General features: G+C 44.2%; 18 protein-coding genes and 5 tRNA genes. 10 read left to right on the forward strand and 13 right to left on the reverse strand.

Annotation, left to right across the window (positions count from 1 at the left end):
• Window positions 1-20 precede the first annotated feature (20 nt).
• Window positions 21-1,268, forward strand: coding sequence for an SAM-dependent methyltransferase (locus SG35_RS06390; protein ID WP_084692953.1), 1,248 nt, complete (start codon window positions 21-23; stop codon window positions 1,266-1,268).
• Between the two features lie 107 nt (window positions 1,269-1,375).
• Here the strand turns inward: SG35_RS06390 and SG35_RS06395 are convergent.
• From SG35_RS06395 to mutY, 7 genes are all read right to left on the reverse strand, one after another.
• Window positions 1,376-1,451: transfer RNA gene (locus tag SG35_RS06395), tRNA-Phe, on the reverse strand.
• A 25-nt stretch (window positions 1,452-1,476) separates the two neighbouring features.
• Window positions 1,477-1,552 (reverse strand) — tRNA-Thr (locus SG35_RS06400).
• A gap of 142 nt (window positions 1,553-1,694) precedes the next feature.
• Window positions 1,695-1,770: transfer RNA gene (locus SG35_RS06405), tRNA-Thr, on the reverse strand.
• A 118-nt stretch (window positions 1,771-1,888) separates the two neighbouring features.
• Window positions 1,889-1,964 (reverse strand) — tRNA-Phe (locus SG35_RS06410).
• Between the two features lie 147 nt (window positions 1,965-2,111).
• Window positions 2,112-2,402 (reverse strand): TMEM165/GDT1 family protein, encoded by a 291-nt coding sequence (locus SG35_RS06415; protein ID WP_044835352.1) that lies wholly within the window; start codon window positions 2,400-2,402, stop codon window positions 2,112-2,114.
• Window positions 2,403-2,414: 12 nt separating this feature from the next.
• Window positions 2,415-2,687: an oxidative damage protection protein gene (locus SG35_RS06420; RefSeq protein ID WP_044835353.1), complete on the reverse strand. Its 273-nt coding sequence runs from the start codon at window positions 2,685-2,687 to the stop codon at window positions 2,415-2,417.
• Between the two features lie 66 nt (window positions 2,688-2,753).
• Window positions 2,754-3,827 (reverse strand): A/G-specific adenine glycosylase, encoded by a 1,074-nt coding sequence (gene mutY, locus SG35_RS06425; RefSeq protein ID WP_044835354.1) that lies wholly within the window; start codon window positions 3,825-3,827, stop codon window positions 2,754-2,756.
• A 136-nt stretch (window positions 3,828-3,963) separates the two neighbouring features.
• Between mutY and SG35_RS06430 the strand changes: the two genes are divergently transcribed.
• Both SG35_RS06430 and trmB read left to right on the forward strand, forming a co-directional pair.
• Window positions 3,964-4,302 carry a YggL family protein gene (locus tag SG35_RS06430; RefSeq protein WP_044835355.1) on the forward strand — a complete coding sequence of 113 codons (339 nt, stop codon included), beginning with the start codon at window positions 3,964-3,966 and terminating at the stop codon, window positions 4,300-4,302.
• A 91-nt stretch (window positions 4,303-4,393) separates the two neighbouring features.
• Complete coding sequence (trmB, locus tag SG35_RS06435) at window positions 4,394-5,143, forward strand: tRNA (guanosine(46)-N7)-methyltransferase TrmB (RefSeq protein WP_044835356.1); 750 nt, start codon at window positions 4,394-4,396, stop codon at window positions 5,141-5,143.
• Between the two features lie 187 nt (window positions 5,144-5,330).
• Here trmB and SG35_RS06440 read toward each other — a convergent pair whose 3' ends face one another.
• Window positions 5,331-5,699, reverse strand: a complete 369-nt coding sequence (locus SG35_RS06440) for a hypothetical protein (RefSeq protein WP_236702691.1) — start codon at window positions 5,697-5,699, stop codon at window positions 5,331-5,333.
• Between the two features lie 188 nt (window positions 5,700-5,887).
• Here SG35_RS06440 and SG35_RS06445 point away from each other — a divergent pair, with 188 nt between their 5' ends.
• The 3 genes from SG35_RS06445 to SG35_RS32075 all read left to right on the forward strand — a co-directional run bounded on the left by SG35_RS06445 (window position 5,888) and on the right by SG35_RS32075 (window position 8,931).
• Window positions 5,888-6,556, forward strand: a complete 669-nt coding sequence (locus SG35_RS06445) for a GntR family transcriptional regulator (RefSeq protein ID WP_044835357.1) — start codon at window positions 5,888-5,890, stop codon at window positions 6,554-6,556.
• A 270-nt stretch (window positions 6,557-6,826) separates the two neighbouring features.
• The gene (locus tag SG35_RS06450; protein WP_044835358.1) at window positions 6,827-8,383 is read left to right on the forward strand and encodes a SulP family inorganic anion transporter; all 1,557 of its coding nucleotides are present in this window, start codon (window positions 6,827-6,829) and stop codon (window positions 8,381-8,383) included.
• Window positions 8,384-8,508: 125 nt separating this feature from the next.
• Window positions 8,509-8,931: a DUF1289 domain-containing protein gene (locus SG35_RS32075; protein ID WP_063888688.1), complete on the forward strand. Its 423-nt coding sequence runs from the start codon at window positions 8,509-8,511 to the stop codon at window positions 8,929-8,931.
• 133 nt (window positions 8,932-9,064) lie between these two features.
• Here SG35_RS32075 and SG35_RS06460 read toward each other — a convergent pair whose 3' ends face one another.
• On the reverse strand, window positions 9,065-9,625 hold the full coding sequence (locus tag SG35_RS06460; RefSeq protein WP_044835359.1) for a YceI family protein: 561 nt from the start codon (window positions 9,623-9,625) through the stop codon (window positions 9,065-9,067).
• A gap of 23 nt (window positions 9,626-9,648) precedes the next feature.
• Window positions 9,649-10,188: a cytochrome b gene (locus SG35_RS06465; protein ID WP_044835360.1), complete on the reverse strand. Its 540-nt coding sequence runs from the start codon at window positions 10,186-10,188 to the stop codon at window positions 9,649-9,651.
• A gap of 291 nt (window positions 10,189-10,479) precedes the next feature.
• Between SG35_RS06465 and SG35_RS06470 the strand changes: the two genes are divergently transcribed.
• Window positions 10,480-10,555: transfer RNA gene (locus SG35_RS06470), tRNA-Phe, on the forward strand.
• A gap of 384 nt (window positions 10,556-10,939) precedes the next feature.
• On the opposite strand, the gene SG35_RS06475 is transcribed toward SG35_RS06470, so the two are convergent.
• Together SG35_RS06475 and SG35_RS06480 are read right to left on the reverse strand one after the other, a co-directional pair.
• Window positions 10,940-11,653 (reverse strand): PEP-CTERM sorting domain-containing protein, encoded by a 714-nt coding sequence (locus SG35_RS06475; RefSeq protein ID WP_044835361.1) that lies wholly within the window; start codon window positions 11,651-11,653, stop codon window positions 10,940-10,942.
• 294 nt (window positions 11,654-11,947) lie between these two features.
• Entirely contained in the window at window positions 11,948-12,802 is an 855-nt protein-coding gene (locus SG35_RS06480; protein WP_420794561.1) for a substrate-binding periplasmic protein, read from the reverse strand.
• Window positions 12,803-13,047: 245 nt separating this feature from the next.
• Here SG35_RS06480 and SG35_RS06485 point away from each other — a divergent pair, with 245 nt between their 5' ends.
• Entirely contained in the window at window positions 13,048-13,980 is a 933-nt protein-coding gene (locus SG35_RS06485) for a LysR family transcriptional regulator (RefSeq protein ID WP_044835362.1), read from the forward strand.
• A gap of 103 nt (window positions 13,981-14,083) precedes the next feature.
• Entirely contained in the window at window positions 14,084-14,692 is a 609-nt protein-coding gene (locus SG35_RS06490; protein WP_044835363.1) for a LysE family translocator, read from the forward strand.
• A gap of 101 nt (window positions 14,693-14,793) precedes the next feature.
• On the opposite strand, the gene suhB is transcribed toward SG35_RS06490, so the two are convergent.
• A complete protein-coding gene (suhB, locus tag SG35_RS06495) occupies window positions 14,794-15,597 on the reverse strand; it encodes an inositol-1-monophosphatase (RefSeq protein WP_044835364.1) in 804 nt (267 codons plus the stop codon).
• A gap of 343 nt (window positions 15,598-15,940) precedes the next feature.
• Between suhB and trmJ the strand changes: the two genes are divergently transcribed.
• Window positions 15,941-16,717: a tRNA (cytosine(32)/uridine(32)-2'-O)-methyltransferase TrmJ gene (gene trmJ / locus SG35_RS06500; protein WP_044835365.1), complete on the forward strand. Its 777-nt coding sequence runs from the start codon at window positions 15,941-15,943 to the stop codon at window positions 16,715-16,717.
• Window positions 16,718-16,721: the final 4 nt, after the last annotated feature.

The raw sequence follows: 16,721 nt of genomic DNA on the forward strand, positions 1-16,721 counted from the left end.
TTTTGGCGTAGGGGTTGATTGTGGAAAATCTTGTAGAAATTGCCATCAAGGGTAAATCCGGCTGGTTTGAGCAGCGCTGCAGAAATGTAGTATTTAAGGTGCTTAAACAAATCAATTACGGCTCACTGGAAGTTATCGAAGGGCATAATAAAACACAATTTGGTCAGTCGGCCGGGCAAATCGCGCCAGGGGACAGTGAGCAGGAGCTTAGCGCTAAACTTGTGGTACATGATCCCAGTATTTACCGGGATTTGGTGCTAAAAGGCAGTATCGGCGCCGGTGAAGCCTATATGGCGGGCAAGTGGTCTTCGCCGGACCTTACCGCCGTGATCCGTATTTTTGCCCGGGCGCAACAAATGACAGATCAGCTGGAAAGCGGTAAAAACTGGTTTAAACGTTTTCAGCTGGTTTTACTGCACTGGGCCAATCGCAATAATAAAGCCGGCGCCCAAAAGAATATCGCTGCCCACTATGATCTCGGCAATGAACTTTACAGCCGCTTTTTAGATCCGCAAATGATCTATTCTTCGGCCATATATCCCAAGCCACAGGCAAGCTTATCCCAGGCCCAGCAACATAAACTTGAAACCATTTGTCAGCGGCTTGAGCTTAAAGAAGATGAGCATTTATTGGAAATCGGCAGCGGTTGGGGAGGGCTGGCAATATATGCGGCGCTCTATTACGGCTGTAAGGTAACCACCACCACGATTTCCCGGGAACAATATCAATATGCCCGCGAGCAGATAGACAAGTTAGGACTAGGCGGACAAATTACCCTGCTGCAAAAAGACTACCGGGAGCTGACTGGGCAATATGACAAGCTGGTGTCGATAGAAATGATCGAAGCGGTTGGTTATGACTATCTGGAAAGTTTTTTTCGCCAGTGTAATTTAAGGTTAAAAAGCGGCGGTAAAATGCTGCTGCAGTCGATTACCATAGCGGATCAGCGTTTTGATTATTACCGCAACAATGTCGATTTTATTCAGCGTTATATTTTTCCCGGCGGTTTTTTGCCTTCGATCACCGAAATTGCCCGCCGCAGCCAAATACATACCGATATGGTCATCGAGAAAATAGATGATATCGGTCTGCACTATGCAAAAACATTGGCTCATTGGCGTGAGCAATTTCTCGATTCCTGGCGGGAATTAACCGAGCTTGGTTATGATGAAAACTTTAAGCGCCTGTGGCTGTATTATTTCGGCTATTGCGAAGGGGCCTTTTTAGAGCGTGCCATCAGTACGGTGCAGGTGGTTTTTCGTAAATAATTTTTGCCATTTTAAATAGCCAAAACATATGCTGCCTTGTAGAGGATAAACTGTAGGCGAAAAAAAACCTTAACATTGCTGTTAAGGTTTTTCTCTTCTTAAGAATATGGTGCCTTGACCCGGAATCGAACCAGGGACACGAGGATTTTCAATCCTCTGCTCTACCGACTGAGCTATCAAGGCGTTGCTCTTTATCAGAGCGAAAAAATGGTGCCGACTGCCGGAGTCGAACTGGCGACCTACTGATTACAAGTCAGTTGCTCTACCAACTGAGCTAAGTCGGCACACAAAACTGTGTGCGATATTTACTTTCTTAAAAGCTAAATATCTTGGCACCGAATCAATAACATCAACAATGCTACTAATTCTTAGAAGAAAAAAAGCTCTAACCTCAGGTTAGAGCTTACTCTTTATCAGAGATAAAAATGGTGCCGACTGCCGGAGTCGAACTGGCGACCTACTGATTACAAGTCAGTTGCTCTACCAACTGAGCTAAGTCGGCACACAAAACTGTGTGCAAATATCAGGTTTTTTATTTAAAAATAAGCTACCTAATATTTTGGCACCGAGTTAACGATTCTTTTTATTACTTGTCCAAGTAAAATCATCATCTCAAAATATGGTGCCCAGACCCGGAATCGAACCAGGGACACGAGGATTTTCAATCCTCTGCTCTACCGACTGAGCTATCTGGGCGTTGTCTTTTTGGCTTTGCCTTGAAGACGGGCGCTATTAAACTGTTTTTCCTTTTTTCCGTCAACTGTTTTTTTTCAAAAAATGTTTGTTCGCTGATTTTTTCAGCGCTTCGCTGCTTTTAAAAGCAAAAACACGGACACAAGGGGATTAGGCGCTATATATGGTGTAGAGGCCAATCACAATAAAACTGCCTCCCGCGATATAGGCGAGTATTTTTTCATTGATATAACCGGATAAAAAAGTGCCTGCCAATACGCCAAAGGCACTTGCCACCACTAAAGCGCAGGATGCGGAGGCAAACACCATCCACTTGCTGACATCTTTATCGGTGGCAAACAGCATAGTCGCCAGCTGGGTTTTATCCCCCAGTTCGGCAATAAACACCGAGGCGAAAATGGTCAGGAACACTTTCCAGTCGAATGCGAGTACGAATGCCATTTATTTTACTGCCTACTTCTCGGGTGGAGTATAACCTTCGATTTCCGGCTCTTTGCCTTCAAACAAATATTCAACCATGGCCTTTTCTAAAAAGGCGCGGTCATCCGGGTTCATCATGTTCATTTTCTTTTCATTGATCAGCATGGTTTGTTTTTTCTGCCAGTTTCCCCAGGCTTCTTTACCTATGTTGTCAAAGATACGTTTACCGATCTCACCCGGATAAAGTTGAAAGTCCAGGCCCTGATCTTCTTTTTGGAGGTTTTGGCAAAAAACTGTGCGGCTCATAATAATGTCTCTTCTGTTTGTACTAAATGTGATTTCGTTATCGCTCTGCTTTTATCGTTCAGCTTTTTAGGGCTCTAGCAGGGTAATTAACTTTTGTGTTGAGGCGGCAAAGCCAACCGACGCCTGTGCGTGTAGATCATACCATTGTTGCTGGCAATTTTCGTTGATTTCTTGTGCCAAAAGCTGTTGGCAATCCACCACCAGCGGCTGAATATCCAAATGAAAATGGCTGAAGGTATGACGAAACGGGGTTAATTCCTGGCTGGTCTTTATTTCCAGGTTTAATGATTGCATTAATTGCGGCAATTCATCCATATGGGAAACCTCAAGAAAACACCACAGGCCTCCCCAGATACCTGCGGGGGGGCGTTTTTCCATTAATACCCTGTGTTCTATCCTGGGGATCACCATAATAGTGGATTTTTCCGGGATTTTTTTCTTGGGTTTCTTTTGCGGATAATTGGCCTGTTCATTTCCGGCATAGGCCAGACAGCCGGATACCAGCGGGCAATTTTCACAATCTGGTTTGGAGCGGGTGCATATAAGCGAGCCGATATCCATCATCGCCTGGTTAAATTGCGCCACCCCTTCTTTTGGCGTTAGCGCTTCGCTTACCGGCCAGAGTTTCTTTTCATAACTTGCCTGGCCGTTGTAACCGTCTATGGTATAACACCTGGCTAAGACTCGTTTTACATTACCGTCTAATATCGCATGGTGCTTGTTCAGTGCCAGGGAGAGAATGGCGCCGGCGGTGGAAAGGCCGATGCCGGGCAGGGCCACTACTTCTTCTATTGTTTCGGGAAATTTCCCCTGATACTGCTCGGCAACTATTTTTGCTGCTTTATGCAGGTTACGGGCGCGGGCGTAATAACCCAGGCCGGTCCAGTGATGTAATACCGCATCTTCATCAGCCTGGGCTAATGCCGTTATGGTCGGAAAACTCTCCATAAATCTCTGGTAATAAGGGATAACCGTGGTTACCTGGGTTTGCTGCAGCATAACCTCAGATATCCACACGCGATATGGGGTTTTATTTTGTTGCCAGGGCAGGTGCTTTCTGCCCTGGCGCTGATACCAGTCAAGTACTTGCCGGCTAAATAACTGGGCCGATTTGGCCGATAGGGTAATTTCATTTGTCATAACGGGGGCAGTGTAACCAAATTAAAACCCCCTCACAATCTTAGTCGTCGCTATTGCCTGATTTTCCTTGGCAAAGTGTTGTTTTCCCTCTATGCTCTCGTTTTGAAAAAAAGTGAATATCTTTTGGAGAAACAGCATGAAGGTCAATGCAAAGAACCGTAACCGTCGCCTGCGTAAAAAGTTACATGTCGATGAATTTCAGGAATTAGGTTTTGATGTTGCCTGGAAATTAAAAGAAGGCACAGATAGTGAAGCCATCGACAGTTTTATTGATAAATTCTTTGCCGAGGTTATCGAGCCTAATGGTTTAGGTTTTGGCGGTGAGGGAGACTTGATCTGGCATGGTTTAATTTGTACGCAAAAATTGGGCAAATGCACCGAAGAGCACAGAACCACCGTTGAAAACTGGTTAAATAACAATGGTGTTGAATCAGTTTCCGTCAGTGAACTTTATGATGTTTGGTGGGCGGAGTAATCCTGAGGCATTTTTTATGTCCGGAACATTTGAGTTTCGTTCAAGAAACCCGGATAATACCGCCCCCAAAATTTATCATTCATGAAGCGTTATGACGGAAAAAGCACAACAACCTGAGAGCAAAAACAGGCATAAAACAGTAGAGCAGGCCGAGCAGGAAGGTAAGTATATTCGTAAGGTTCGCAGTTTTGTTAAGCGCGAAGGCCGGTTAACAAATGCGCAGGGCAGGGCACTGGAGTTACACTGGGATACTATGGGACTTAATCATAGCGATGGTATGATAGATCCCAAGGCTTTGTTTGCGAATGACAATCCGGTTGTGCTGGAAATCGGTTTCGGCATGGGTAAGTCCTTGGTGGAAATGGCCAAAAATGCCCCTGAATTAAATTTCATCGGTATTGAGGTGCATCGTCCCGGTGTTGGCGCTTGTATTGCTTTGGCACAGGAGCAAGAAGTAACCAACCTGAAGGTTTACGAGCATGACGCCATTGAAATTCTCGCCGACTGTATTCCCGATAGCGTGTTAACCACAGTACAGCTGTTTTTCCCGGATCCCTGGCATAAGAAAAAACACCATAAGCGCCGTATCGTTCAGCCTGAATTTGTTGAAACCATACGCCAGAAGCTAAAAGTGGGTGGTGTTTTTCATATGGCAACCGATTGGGAAAATTATGCCGAGTGTATGCTTGAAGACATGAGCAGCGCCCCGGGTTACCAGAATCTTTCACAAACGAAAGATTATGTGCCCCGTCCTGATTCAAGGCCTTTAACCAAGTTTGAGAACCGCGGTCAGCGCTTGGGACATGGTGTCTGGGACCTTCAGTTTAAAAGAATTGATTAATCGCTTTTCAAGCAGACAAAAAACGCATGCCTGGCATGCGTTTTTTGATCAACCATAAGTGCTGTTGCAGAATGGCCGGAGAGAGCGTAAAGGTTATGTGCTGTGATATGAGTTATTTATTGCCAGACTCTTGTATCTCTTGATAACGTTTGAGCAGGTGTTTTCTACTCCTGGCCGTATTATTCCTTTATTGGGCGCTTTTTCCTGTGAATAAGACATGGGCTTCAACATGAAACAAATGCTGACTGTTGCGCCAGTTGCCCGATTGTTTTAACCAGCTTTCATCAATAATTTCACGGTTAAGGGCCGCCTGTAAAATCCTGCTTTTATACTGGCACCAGTAGTAGATAGTCGCTTGCTGATGGGCTTCATTATTAGGAAAAAGCTCGCTTCTGGTTTCATTTAATTCATCTATGATGTGCTGGACCACCTTAGGCTTGATTTCCTGCTCTAAGGTTTGCTTAAACCGGGTAAACTTTTTGGCTCTCAACAGTTGATATATAAGCCAGGCCAATGCCCCAAGGGCAAGAACTGCCAATATTAGGATAACTTCCACAGTAAAACTTCCAAATTGATACGCTTTGCTATACCCATGCATAATAACAGCAGGCGGGGGATTGCGCTAACACAGAGTGAGTGAGAAAGAGCATTAACTTGCTCAATAAAGGTTAATTGTGCAATGTCTGGCTGCATTTTGCACTTGCTTGGGTATATAATGCCCTGTGCAATTTTAGGAAAGTAATTATGACCATAGTATATAAAACAAGAACACAGCTGGTGGTTGAAACCCTCAGAGAAAAAATACTCAGTGGTGAAATTAAAGCCGGGCAGCCATTACGTCAGGCGGCCTTAGCTGAGGAATTAAATGTTAGCCGTATTCCCGTGCGCGAAGCATTATTGCAATTGGAAGGGGAAGGCTTAGTTGTTTTTGAGCCCCATAAGGGCGCCACGGCTACCGAGCTCAATGTCGAGCAGGTAGATGAGCTGTTTGAGCTCAGGGCAATGCTAGAGTCGGATTTACTGGCGGCTTCTATTCCTAATTTAACCGAAGAAACACTGGAGCAGGCGGGGGTCTTATTGCACCAGCTGGGGCAGGCGCTGGGCAAGGAAAATGCGGTTAATACCTGGAGCGAGCTTAATTCAAATTACCATAATTGCTTGTATTCCGGCGCTAAACGTCCGCAAACCCAAGATCTGGTGAATACCTTAAATAAAAATGCCGATCGTTATATCCGTATGCACTTGTTATGGGCCGGTGGTATTTCAAAAGCCGAATCAGAACATAATGAACTCTATATGCTTTGTAAAGAAAAACAAACGGAAAAAGCCATTGCCGTATTGAAACAGCATATTTTAGGCTCCCGTGACGAAATCAAAGAGTTTTTATTAAGCAGAGAGACAGCAAACTCTTAACTATCAATGCTTTACGCTGTTTTCACTGTTGTTGTATTATTAAGCTGTTATTGACTTTACTCATGACAGCCTATAGTATTCCCGCCCTCTAAAAACCCGAAAACAAGCCTTTAATACCTCTATTTACTTTACTAGCCTATTCTTAAGGTTATTAAAAAATAGAGGCGAGGCTGTCTGTTATCCTGTTGCCAGGTTTAATCGCTGCTCAGCCGGATAATCAGTCGTTTTTCACCTATAGTACCTTGTACTTTTAAATTACATGAGATAGTGATGTTTGAATTACATGCAAGTAAAGTATCTAACCTGAAGAACGATGTTCTCTCGGGCCTTACCGTTGCCCTTGCTTTGGTTCCCGAAGCGGTAGCCTTTGCCTTTGTGGCCGGTGTTGAGCCCCTGGTGGGGTTATATGCCGCCTTTATGGTGGGTTTGATCACCGCCGCCATAGGTGGTCGTCCGGGAATGATCTCCGGTGCTACCGGTGCCATGGCCGTTGTTATGGTGAGCCTGGTTGCGATACACGGGGTTGAATACCTGTTTGCCACTGTGGTGCTTACCGGGGTAATTCAAATATTGGCGGGGGTGTTTAAACTCGGTAAGTTTATCCGCCTGGTGCCGCACCCGGTGATGCTCGGTTTTGTTAATGGCCTGGCAATCGTTATTTTCCTGGCTCAGCTGGGTCAGTTTAAAGTCACCAATGATGCCGGTGAGCTGGTGTGGATGCAGGGCAGTCAGTTGTTTACCATGGCCGGCTTGATTGTGTTGACTATGGCGATTATTCACTTTTTGCCGAAATTAACCAAAGCCGTGCCTTCTTCACTGGTGGCTATTGTGGTGGTGACGGTATTGGTACAGAGTTTAGGCTTAGATGCCCGTACTGTAGTTGACTTTGTCCGTGACATGACCAATGATCCGGCGGCTTCAATAGCCGGCGGTTTACCCGAGTTTGCTATTCCCCAGGTACCTTTCAACCTGGAAACTTTTAAAATTATCTTACCTTTTGCCCTGGTACTTGCCGCAATCGGTTTGATTGAATCACTATTAACCCTGACCCTGATTGATGAACTGACCGGAACCCGCGGACGCGGTAACCGTGAATGTATTGCCCAGGGGGTCGCCAACACCACTACCGGGTTCTTTGGCGGTATGGGCGGTTGTGCCATGATCGGCCAGTCGATGATCAATGTTAACTCCGGCGGTCGTGGCCGGGCATCCGGTATCACAGCGGCATTAGCTTTACTTTGCTTTATTTTGTTTGCTTCCGGCTTGATTGAACAAATACCGCTGGCAGCCCTTGTCGGCGTCATGTTTATTGTTGTGATCGGTACCTTCGAATGGTCAAGCTTCCGTATCCTTAACAAGGTGCCAAAAGCCGATGCTTTCGTGATCATCCTGGTATCGGGCGTTACCGTGGCCACCGACTTAGCGATAGCGGTAGTGGTCGGGGTTATCGTTTCCGCGCTGGTATTTGCCTGGGAGCATGCCAAACATATTATTGTTAACCGCACGGTTGATGACAAAGGTTCAACGGTATACGAAGTTAACGGTCCGTTATTTTTCGGCTCTGTCAGCAACTTTTTAGAGCAGTTTGAAATGGATAAGGACAGCGATGATGTTATTGTCGAATTTAAAAATGCCCGTGTTGCCGATCATTCTGCGATTGAAGCCATAGACACTTTGGCGGAAAGATATTTGTCGCGGAATAAAACCATGCACTTAAGACATTTAAGCCCAGAGTGCCGTCAGCTGATGAAAAAAGCAGGCAATCTGGTGGAAGTGAATGTCATTGAAGATCCCGATTATCATATTGCCACTGATAAGTTAGCTTAATATCTCAAGCTTTAATCCGGGGGATAAATCCCCGGATAGGCTGAGGTTAATCATCTTTAAATAAAACGTCGATAAGGTATACTTTTCTTATCGGCGTTTTTTTATTCTTGAACAGCACTATAAATATGCAACTTGAGTTTTTTGATGTTCCCAGCCCCTGTATCGGCGTGTGTCAGACAGATGATAAAGGTTACTGTCTGGGTTGTATGCGCACCCGGGAGGAACGTCAGGGCTGGTTAAGCTTAAGTTGCGCTGACCGGCAAAAGGTGATCAAAAGGTGCCGGCAAAGAAAAAGGCGCCGGGATAATGCCAATAAACCTAAAATGCCTGCTGAAGAAGTGGTTATTGTACAGCACTCCTTACTCGATCCTCCGGATAACGCTGATCTTGATAGCTCAAATCTTAATCGCAATAAGTCTGAGCAAGAGATAAGTAAAAGTGCTTTACCGGAAAATAACGCTCATGACAAAAGCAGGGAAAAGCAAACGGCTCAGGACAATCAACTGGCAATTGAAAATGATATGGATTTCAGTGATTTCGAGTTGTAATTTATCGGCTCTGTAACCTTCAACTATCTCTAGCTAAGTTACCCCTATATTCACCCTTTCTTTGTGGCATAAAAAAACCAGCTACGTCGAATCGGCGTAGCTGGCGGAAAAAGAGATGAATAGCTAGCGGGTTTTACTGGCGAATGCCTTCAACGTGAAGGTCTAATAAAACATCACCGAAGTCCATTTTAAAGCCGAAATCTTTCATAGCTATTTTAGTTGTACCGCTGAAACCTGCGCGGTAGCCGCCCCAAGGATCATCACCGGCGCCAATTTTTTCAGCATCGATCACGATTGATTTAGTCACGCCGTGCATGGTGAAGTCACCGGTAATGGCCAGTTTGCCATTGCCTTTATCGACAATCTTGGTGCTTTCAAACTTTGCCGTTTTGAATTTGCTGACATCCAGGAAGTCGCCTGAGCGCAGGTGCTTGTCACGCTCTGCGTGGTTTGAATCTATGCTGTTAGGATCGATGTTGATCGAAATCTTTGATGATTCGATATTTTTTTCATCGTATGAAAACTTGCCGTCGAAAACATTGAAACGGCCGGTTAACCAGCTGTAGCCTAAGTGTTTTACTTTGAAATTGATTGCCGCATGTGCGCCTTTATCGTCAACAACATAATCAGCAGCGTTGGCTGAAGTTACCAGGCTGGCAGCTAAAATAGCAGCCGAGATTAAACGTTTTTTCATTGAATATTCTCCAAAAAGTAAAATTATTTAAACATGCGCGTTAACGTCGCATCTTTGTCAATTACATGATGTTTAATTGCTGCAAGTGCATGTAATACAGCTGTTGATATTAAGATGTAAGCCACATATTCATGGACAAGACCTGAAATATCTTCCTGATTACTAAACAATTCTCCTAAAGCAGGCACATCAATCCAGTTAAATACGCTAATGGCTCTGCCATCGGCGGTAGAAATTAGATAACCGCTGCACATCAACACCAGGAGCAAACCATAAAGCATAAAATGGGCAATATGGGCGCTTTTACGTACTACAGCCGAATGGGTGTCTATGGCATCGGGTTTTACATTAATTTTTCGCCATACCAGCCGTAAAACGGTGGCGACAAATAATAAAATTCCGATACTCTTATGCCAGTGGGGCGCGGTTTTATACCACTCACTGTAATAAGTTAAGTCAACCATCCAGAAACCCAGGCCAAATAAAGCAAAAATCACGATAGCCGAGAGCCAGTGAAGCAGTTTTGTTATCCGGCCGTAACCTTGAGTTGTATTCTTGTACATGACTTTTCGTTCGTCTTGAAATATCTGCTGGTTATAATACTGATAACAAAATCGAATAAAAGCATAATAATTCATACAAAACGTTCTAAATAATTGAATGATTACTTGAACTGGTTATTAATCTACCTCGCTTTGTTTGAAAATCAAACGTTTTTTGTCAGGGGAAAACAGTAAAAAGCAAATAGGAAAAAAATAATAAAAATGGCTTGCGGGCGGAAAAGAATACCTATATCATACGCGCACTTTCAACGACTTAAGGCCATTGTCTTAAGTGTAAACTGTTGAATATGTGCCCAGATAGCTCAGTCGGTAGAGCAGAGGATTGAAAATCCTCGTGTCCCTGGTTCGATTCCGGGTCTGGGCACCATATCTCACTAAGAGTAAGAAAAGCCTGCAAGAAATTGCAGGCTTTTTTGTTTCATTTTTCTGAAAATGATGGCTTATATTCCTGCATCCCCAAGATGAAATGACTAAAAAGCGAGGCTTGGGAACTTCTATTTCGGTTAAGGGCGCATCACGCACGAGCAAAGTGCTATAAACAAAGTAGTGCTCGTCAGCATTCAGGTTATTTTTGCTGGTCAGGGCGAACCTTCATAGAGAGCGTCAGCATCAGGTATGCTACAGACTTCATTTTAGCTGTACTGGTTGCTGATATCGAAATCCATTCACATCTGTTGAGTATTCTGATCAAAGCAGGAGAAAATTCACTGCTTTGATTTTTATTTGTGATTAAGGAAAGGGTATTGGCGGGTTAGTTTTTCTTAAATCGACGCAAACCTAATCCCATAACTCCCAAGGCGAAAATTGCAAGGGTTGAAGGTTCCGGCACTTCTTCTGATGCACCACGAACTAACATAGTGCTAAGGTTTTCTCCTCCCAAGGTTCTATGTTTATCGGTTGCTGTGCCTCTCCCCCACATTAAAGTTGCACTATCTACGTTTTCAGTTGTTTTAAAATTTAGAAACTGAAAATAGGCGAGGTTTCCTGAACTATCTTCATATAATCCCTGAGTTACATCTTTTTCAGTGCCTTCATTTATCTCTGAAAATCCCATAGTTGAAAAAAGTTGTTGGAAGCTTGATTCAGCCAGCAAGCCATTTATATTTTCATCGTTTTTGGCTTTAGCCTGTATATAAGGAACATCATTATCTGAATAGTCTCGCCAGGAATCGCCAATATCAAAAAAAGCATTGTAAAACAGTGTGTGTACTTCTTCTGTTGTTGGCAATCGCCAGCCATTATAGAGACCGCCGCTATCAAGGTTTTCAACCACCTCATTGTATGATTGGTTGGTAGTTATATTAAAATCCAGCCACTCTAAATTTGTGCTCTCATCAATGAAGCTATCGTTGTTGGTATTGATAATACCTGCTTGGGCCAGGTTAACCATACTGCACATGGATAAAACTGTTGCCGCTACCGTTGTTTTCGCCGCTTTGGCAAATGGTAAATATTTTATTTTCATGAATTGGTCCTTATTTTTTACAATTGATAAACAGTAATAATTAACTGTTCGATTATTTAAGCAATATTTATGCCGGTAAAATGGATTTGCTCTGCGCTATGCAGTTAAAGCTTGTATTGAGGATAAGTTGGAGGCTTTCCGCTAATGATTAAAGTGAGATGTTAATGGTAAGTCAAATTTTTGTCGGTTGGTTTTTGCTCTGTTTTCGGTGGTTATTTTACCACTTTGAAAAGTGGATTGCCTGCTTTAGAGCAAAAAACATTCATTTTGTCGGTGTGGTTGGAATCGTTTGTTTTAAAAACAATGACTACCGTTGCTAATGATACGCCTGGTTTCACCTGACTGTGCAAACGCTGTTATCCCCAGGTTTAAGTCAGCCAGGAGTTGCTGCCAGTCTTCTGCTTTTTTACTGACGGCAAAATAAAGATGGTTGTATTGCAGTGAAGGTAAGACATTGGCGGTCTCCTGCAAGATCAATGCTTTATCCTGTTGGGGTAAACTTGAGTGTTTTACGGTGTGACGCAAGACTAAAGGGTCGCCTATGATCAAATTTACCCGCTTGGCGGCCAGCATTTTCATTAACTGTAAATCATCGACGGTTTCAATGATATCGAATAAGCCGGCATCCATCATGGCGTCGAACTCTGGGGTATTTTGATAACCCCTTACCACACCTATTTTTTCGCCGACCAGGTTTTTTAATTTACCCTGGAACTTGTCTTGCTCTGCTTTACGTTTTAAGAAGCTGATTTCCCCTCCCGGATATGGCTTGCTTAGCTCAAGCAGGTCTCGCCTGCTTGTTCCTTTGATATTGTCTGAGGGGGCATTGCTTTCAATAAAATATTCGGGAAATAAAATATCCATGGCGCCAAGTTCAACCAACCTGACCGCCCGCGCCCAGGGATAAAAGTGAATATTAACCTGATAACCTTTTTGCACCAGTAAAGCTACCGCATATTGAAATACCCAGCCTTTGTTGCACAGGTTCTCCCCTATATAAGGCGGCCATTGTAAAGTGGCTAAATTAACCGTTTTCTTTGAGCGGGAGTTAAAGCGATAACCGTCGGTTGTTATTTCTCCCGTGATATTGACCACTGTGCCATTTTCAACATAGCTGACAAGTGGCGGAGGGAGACTTTCTTCTGCCAAAACTGGAAATTGGGATGTGCTGAGCACTAGGGTAATAATCAACAACAAAGGAGTTAATGGCAAATAGAGAACCTGCTTAGCTAAGTTATCTTGATATCATAGTAAAGAAAAAGGCCGAAGAATTAAAATAAATAATCTACAGCAGCCGTTTTCCGGCATTACAGTTATTTACTCTGTATCGTTTTTGCAGGGGGAAAGCGGATAAGTTAAGATGCGGGATATCTTGATTACTCTGGTGCAAAGCCTTGAATAACTACAAATTATTACCGGCATTAATTTCTTTATTGCAAACCCGCAACCTGACCGAGTCGGCAAAAGCCTTGCATGTAACTCAGTCTGCCATGAGTAAGACCTTAAGTCAGATCCGCCTGGCTTTTCATGACAATATTCTGATCCGGGAAGCAAACCAGTTTGTGCTGACCAGGCGGGGGGAAGAGCTTAAGCAGCAATTACCGCTGTTGCTGCAACAGCTTGATGAACTCTATCGGCCGGCAGTGATGGATTTTGCCCAATGCCAGCGTAATTTCTCGCTGGCTTCCAGTGATTATGTCGCCCAGTTTATCCTGCCCGGTATTTTTAAAACCCTGGCATCACAGGCCCCTAATGCCTCGGTTGAATACCAGTTATGGCAAAAAGACTGGTTAAGCCAGTTATCGCAGCGTCCGCTTGATTTGGTTTCCACCATTACCGAAACCATTCCGGAAAACCTGTACGGAAAAAAAATGGCGGAAGACAGCCTGGTGATGCTGATGAGCCGAAGTTATGCCGGTAAAAATAAATTAACCACCCTTGATAATTATGTTGCTGCCAGGCATATCATCATCACCGGGGGAGGGGATAAGGACAGCCCGGTTGATTTGGCGTTACTTGCCCTGGGCAAACAAAGAAAAATATATGCCAAGGTGCCTTTCTTTCAGTCGGCGATTGAATTATTGCTTACCACAGATACCGTGTTGACTATACCTTTGCATATTGCCGCCGATTTTGTCGCTCTTTACGACTTACAGTTGGCGGCCTTGCCGTTTGAGAGTAAAGCGCATCAGTATTATTTGTTATGGCATGCCAGGTATCATCAGGATCCCGAGCATAAATGGTTCCGTGAATTATGTTATCCGCTGTTAAAAAATCATCTGTTAAAAACCAAAGCACAAGGTATGAAATTACTTCATGGTAACTAGGATAAACTTTGATTTTATTTCATGGCTAGGGCGGATTACACTAGTGATTAATTATCAGGTGTAACACTTATACGCCGCCAACAGCATCAACAAGGGGATTTTAATGGAATTTACTGCCTGGCTTTCTTTAGCCGCAATTTGTTTAATGGGGGCCATGTCTCCCGGGCCTAGCCTGGCGATGGTATTAAAGCATACCGTATCCGGTGGCCGGGTAAACGGCATGATCACGGCAGTGGCTCATGGTGTCGGGGTGGCCTTATATGCGGTATTTACTGTGATGGGGCTGGCGCTCATTATCAAACAGACCCCCTGGTTATTTGAATTGATCCGTTATGCCGGCGCCGCTTACCTGGTCTGGCAGGCAATTAAAGCGTTAACGGCTAACTCTTCATCCGCCAAGCTTGATTACCAGCAAACCCGGGTGACAAAAATGCAAAGCGCCAATGAAGGTTTTATGATCGCCTTTTTAAACCCTAAGCTGGCAATATTTTTTCTTGCTTTATTCAGCCAGTTTATCGATGTTAATGCCAATCTGGTGCAGAAGAGCATTATGGTGGCAACCGTCGGCGGCATAGACGGCCTGTGGTATGTACTTATTGCCTTGATCCTGTCACAGTCGACGCTGCTGACTAAGCTGAAAAATAATGTCAATGTTGTTGAGAAAATTACCGGGGTTGCCTTTTTACTGGTGGCGGCGCGGATTGTTTTATAAGGTATTGTTGTAAGGAGCTGTTATAAGAGAGTGTAACACCGAAGTGTAAAAGAGGAGTTGTCGCGGTTAAGCAGCTAACCGCGACATTATATCAGTTAAACTTATTTGCTTAAGCTTTCTCCAAGGTGAGGTCTGATATCTTTTAAAATTTCTTTTAATAACCGGGTGCTGCTGGCAACGATATTGCCTGACTGCACATGGTTGTGGCCACCGGTAAAGTCGGAAACCATGCCGCCGGCTTCAATCACCAGTAATTCACCCGCTGCGGTATCCCAAGGTTTTAAACCGATCTCAAAGAAACCGTCCACCCGGCCGGAAGCAACATAAGCCAAATCTAATGCGGCTGAGCCTGCGCGGCGCATATCCGAGGTTTTCACGAATAAGGTTTTAACGATATTAAAGTAAGCATCGATATGTTGTTTTTTCTTGAACGGGAAACCTGTGGCTAAAATCGCACCGGTTAATTCTTTCGGCTGTTTAACCCGGATACGGAAACCGTTTAACTGGGCGCCTTTACCACGGCTGGCAGTAAATAAATCGCCGCGGATAGGGTCAAAAACAACCGCCTGATCCAGCTTACCTTTTACTTTTAAGGCAATAGATACGGCAAAATGAGGAATGCCTTTTACAAAGTTGGTGGTACCATCAAGCGGGTCGATGATCCACTGGTAGTCATCATCTTCACCTTTTAACACGCCAGCTTCTTCACTGATAATAGTGTGTTTCGGATAAGACTTGCGAATTGTCTCGATGATCGCCTGTTCTGCAGCAACATCAACATTTGTTACTACATCGTTTGTGCCTTTTAATTCGACTTCAACTTTATCGTGTTGTTCAAACGCACGAGAAATTACCTTGCCAGCGGCACGTGAAGCGCGCACAGCAATATTAAGCATTGGATGCATATTTTGACTACCCTAATTTTGTAAAAGAACGTGCTTGAAAACCATCACAGAAAATCAAGCGGCGCGCAGTATAACAAAGATACAGCGACAGATCGAGTTATTTGCCGGTTTTAGCTTATTTCTCTTGTTGCTATTGTCCGCCGGTATAAGTTAGCTCCCTGAATATAAGAGAAATAACGGCCAAATATTTTCAGGTATTGCCTGCTTATAAAGAATTAAACTATTAAAGATTGAATAACCATAGCCTAAATGATGCAAAGATGTGTTTTTTTAACAGCATTACCGGGAACTTTTATGGTAGAATTACCGCCATTTTTTTAGTTAGACGTCCAGAATAGCAATCATGTCAGGTACCCAAGAAACTTCCTTACCAGCTTCTTTATTAGATAAAGTCCGCATTGTTTTAGTTAATACATCCGATTGCCGGAATATCGGCTCCGCCGCCCGGGCAATGAAAACCATGGGATTATCGCAATTGATCCTGGTAGATCCGCTGGAAATGCCCAATGGCCAGGCCCAGGCGCTGGCGGCTGGGGCTACCGATGTCTTGGCCAATGCAAAAGTTGTCAATACATTGGAAGAAGCCATCAATGATTGCGGTCTGGTCGTTGGTACCAGTGCCCGTTCACGTACTTTGCCCTGGCCGATGCTGGATCCGCGTGGTTGTGGTGAAAAGCTTATCAATGAAGCAAGCGAATATCCGGTGGCCCTGGTTTTTGGCCGCGAGAGCAGCGGTTTAACCAATGATGAATTGCAATTGTGTCATTTCCACGTACAGATTCCTGCAAATCCTGAGTATAGCTCGTTGAACCTGGCGATGGCGGTACAAACGTTAAGTTATGAGGTGCGCATGAGTTTTCTGGCGCAAGAGCAGCAAGCTTACGCCGGTGCTAACAGCGAAGATGATGAAGTTTACCCTGTGGTGGAAGAAACCGAACGGTTATACCAACACTTTGAACAGGCACTGACGGCAACGGGCTTTATTGTACCTAGCCATCCGGGACTGGTGATGACCAAGTTACGCCGCTTATTTAACCGGGCGCGTCCGGATATGAAAGAAGTGAAAATGTTACGGGGCATGTTGGCATCGGTTGAACGTGCCGCCAAAGAGAACAAGTAAGTAA

Source organism: Thalassomonas actiniarum (genome assembly GCF_000948975.2).
GTDB lineage: Bacteria > Pseudomonadota > Gammaproteobacteria > Enterobacterales > Alteromonadaceae > Thalassomonas > Thalassomonas actiniarum.

Bases quoted from the DNA above. Each gene is read 5' to 3' on its own strand.
- SG35_RS06415 (WP_044835352.1), bottom strand. From the start codon at position 2,402: ATGGCATTCGTACTCGCATTCGACTGGAAAGTGTTCCTGACCATTTTC.
- SG35_RS06420 (WP_044835353.1), bottom strand. From the start codon at position 2,687: ATGAGCCGCACAGTTTTTTGCCAAAACCTCCAAAAAGAAGATCAGGGC.
- mutY (WP_044835354.1), bottom strand. From the start codon at position 3,827: ATGACAAATGAAATTACCCTATCGGCCAAATCGGCCCAGTTATTTAGC.
- SG35_RS06430 (WP_044835355.1), top strand. From the start codon at position 3,964: ATGAAGGTCAATGCAAAGAACCGTAACCGTCGCCTGCGTAAAAAGTTA.
- trmB (WP_044835356.1), top strand. From the start codon at position 4,394: ATGACGGAAAAAGCACAACAACCTGAGAGCAAAAACAGGCATAAAACA.
- SG35_RS06445 (WP_044835357.1), top strand. From the start codon at position 5,888: ATGACCATAGTATATAAAACAAGAACACAGCTGGTGGTTGAAACCCTC.
- SG35_RS06450 (WP_044835358.1), top strand. From the start codon at position 6,827: ATGTTTGAATTACATGCAAGTAAAGTATCTAACCTGAAGAACGATGTT.
- SG35_RS32075 (WP_063888688.1), top strand. From the start codon at position 8,509: ATGCAACTTGAGTTTTTTGATGTTCCCAGCCCCTGTATCGGCGTGTGT.
- SG35_RS06460 (WP_044835359.1), bottom strand. From the start codon at position 9,625: ATGAAAAAACGTTTAATCTCGGCTGCTATTTTAGCTGCCAGCCTGGTA.
- SG35_RS06465 (WP_044835360.1), bottom strand. From the start codon at position 10,188: ATGTACAAGAATACAACTCAAGGTTACGGCCGGATAACAAAACTGCTT.
- SG35_RS06475 (WP_044835361.1), bottom strand. From the start codon at position 11,653: ATGAAAATAAAATATTTACCATTTGCCAAAGCGGCGAAAACAACGGTA.
- SG35_RS06490 (WP_044835363.1), top strand. From the start codon at position 14,084: ATGGAATTTACTGCCTGGCTTTCTTTAGCCGCAATTTGTTTAATGGGG.
- suhB (WP_044835364.1), bottom strand. From the start codon at position 15,597: ATGCATCCAATGCTTAATATTGCTGTGCGCGCTTCACGTGCCGCTGGC.
- trmJ (WP_044835365.1), top strand. From the start codon at position 15,941: ATGTCAGGTACCCAAGAAACTTCCTTACCAGCTTCTTTATTAGATAAA.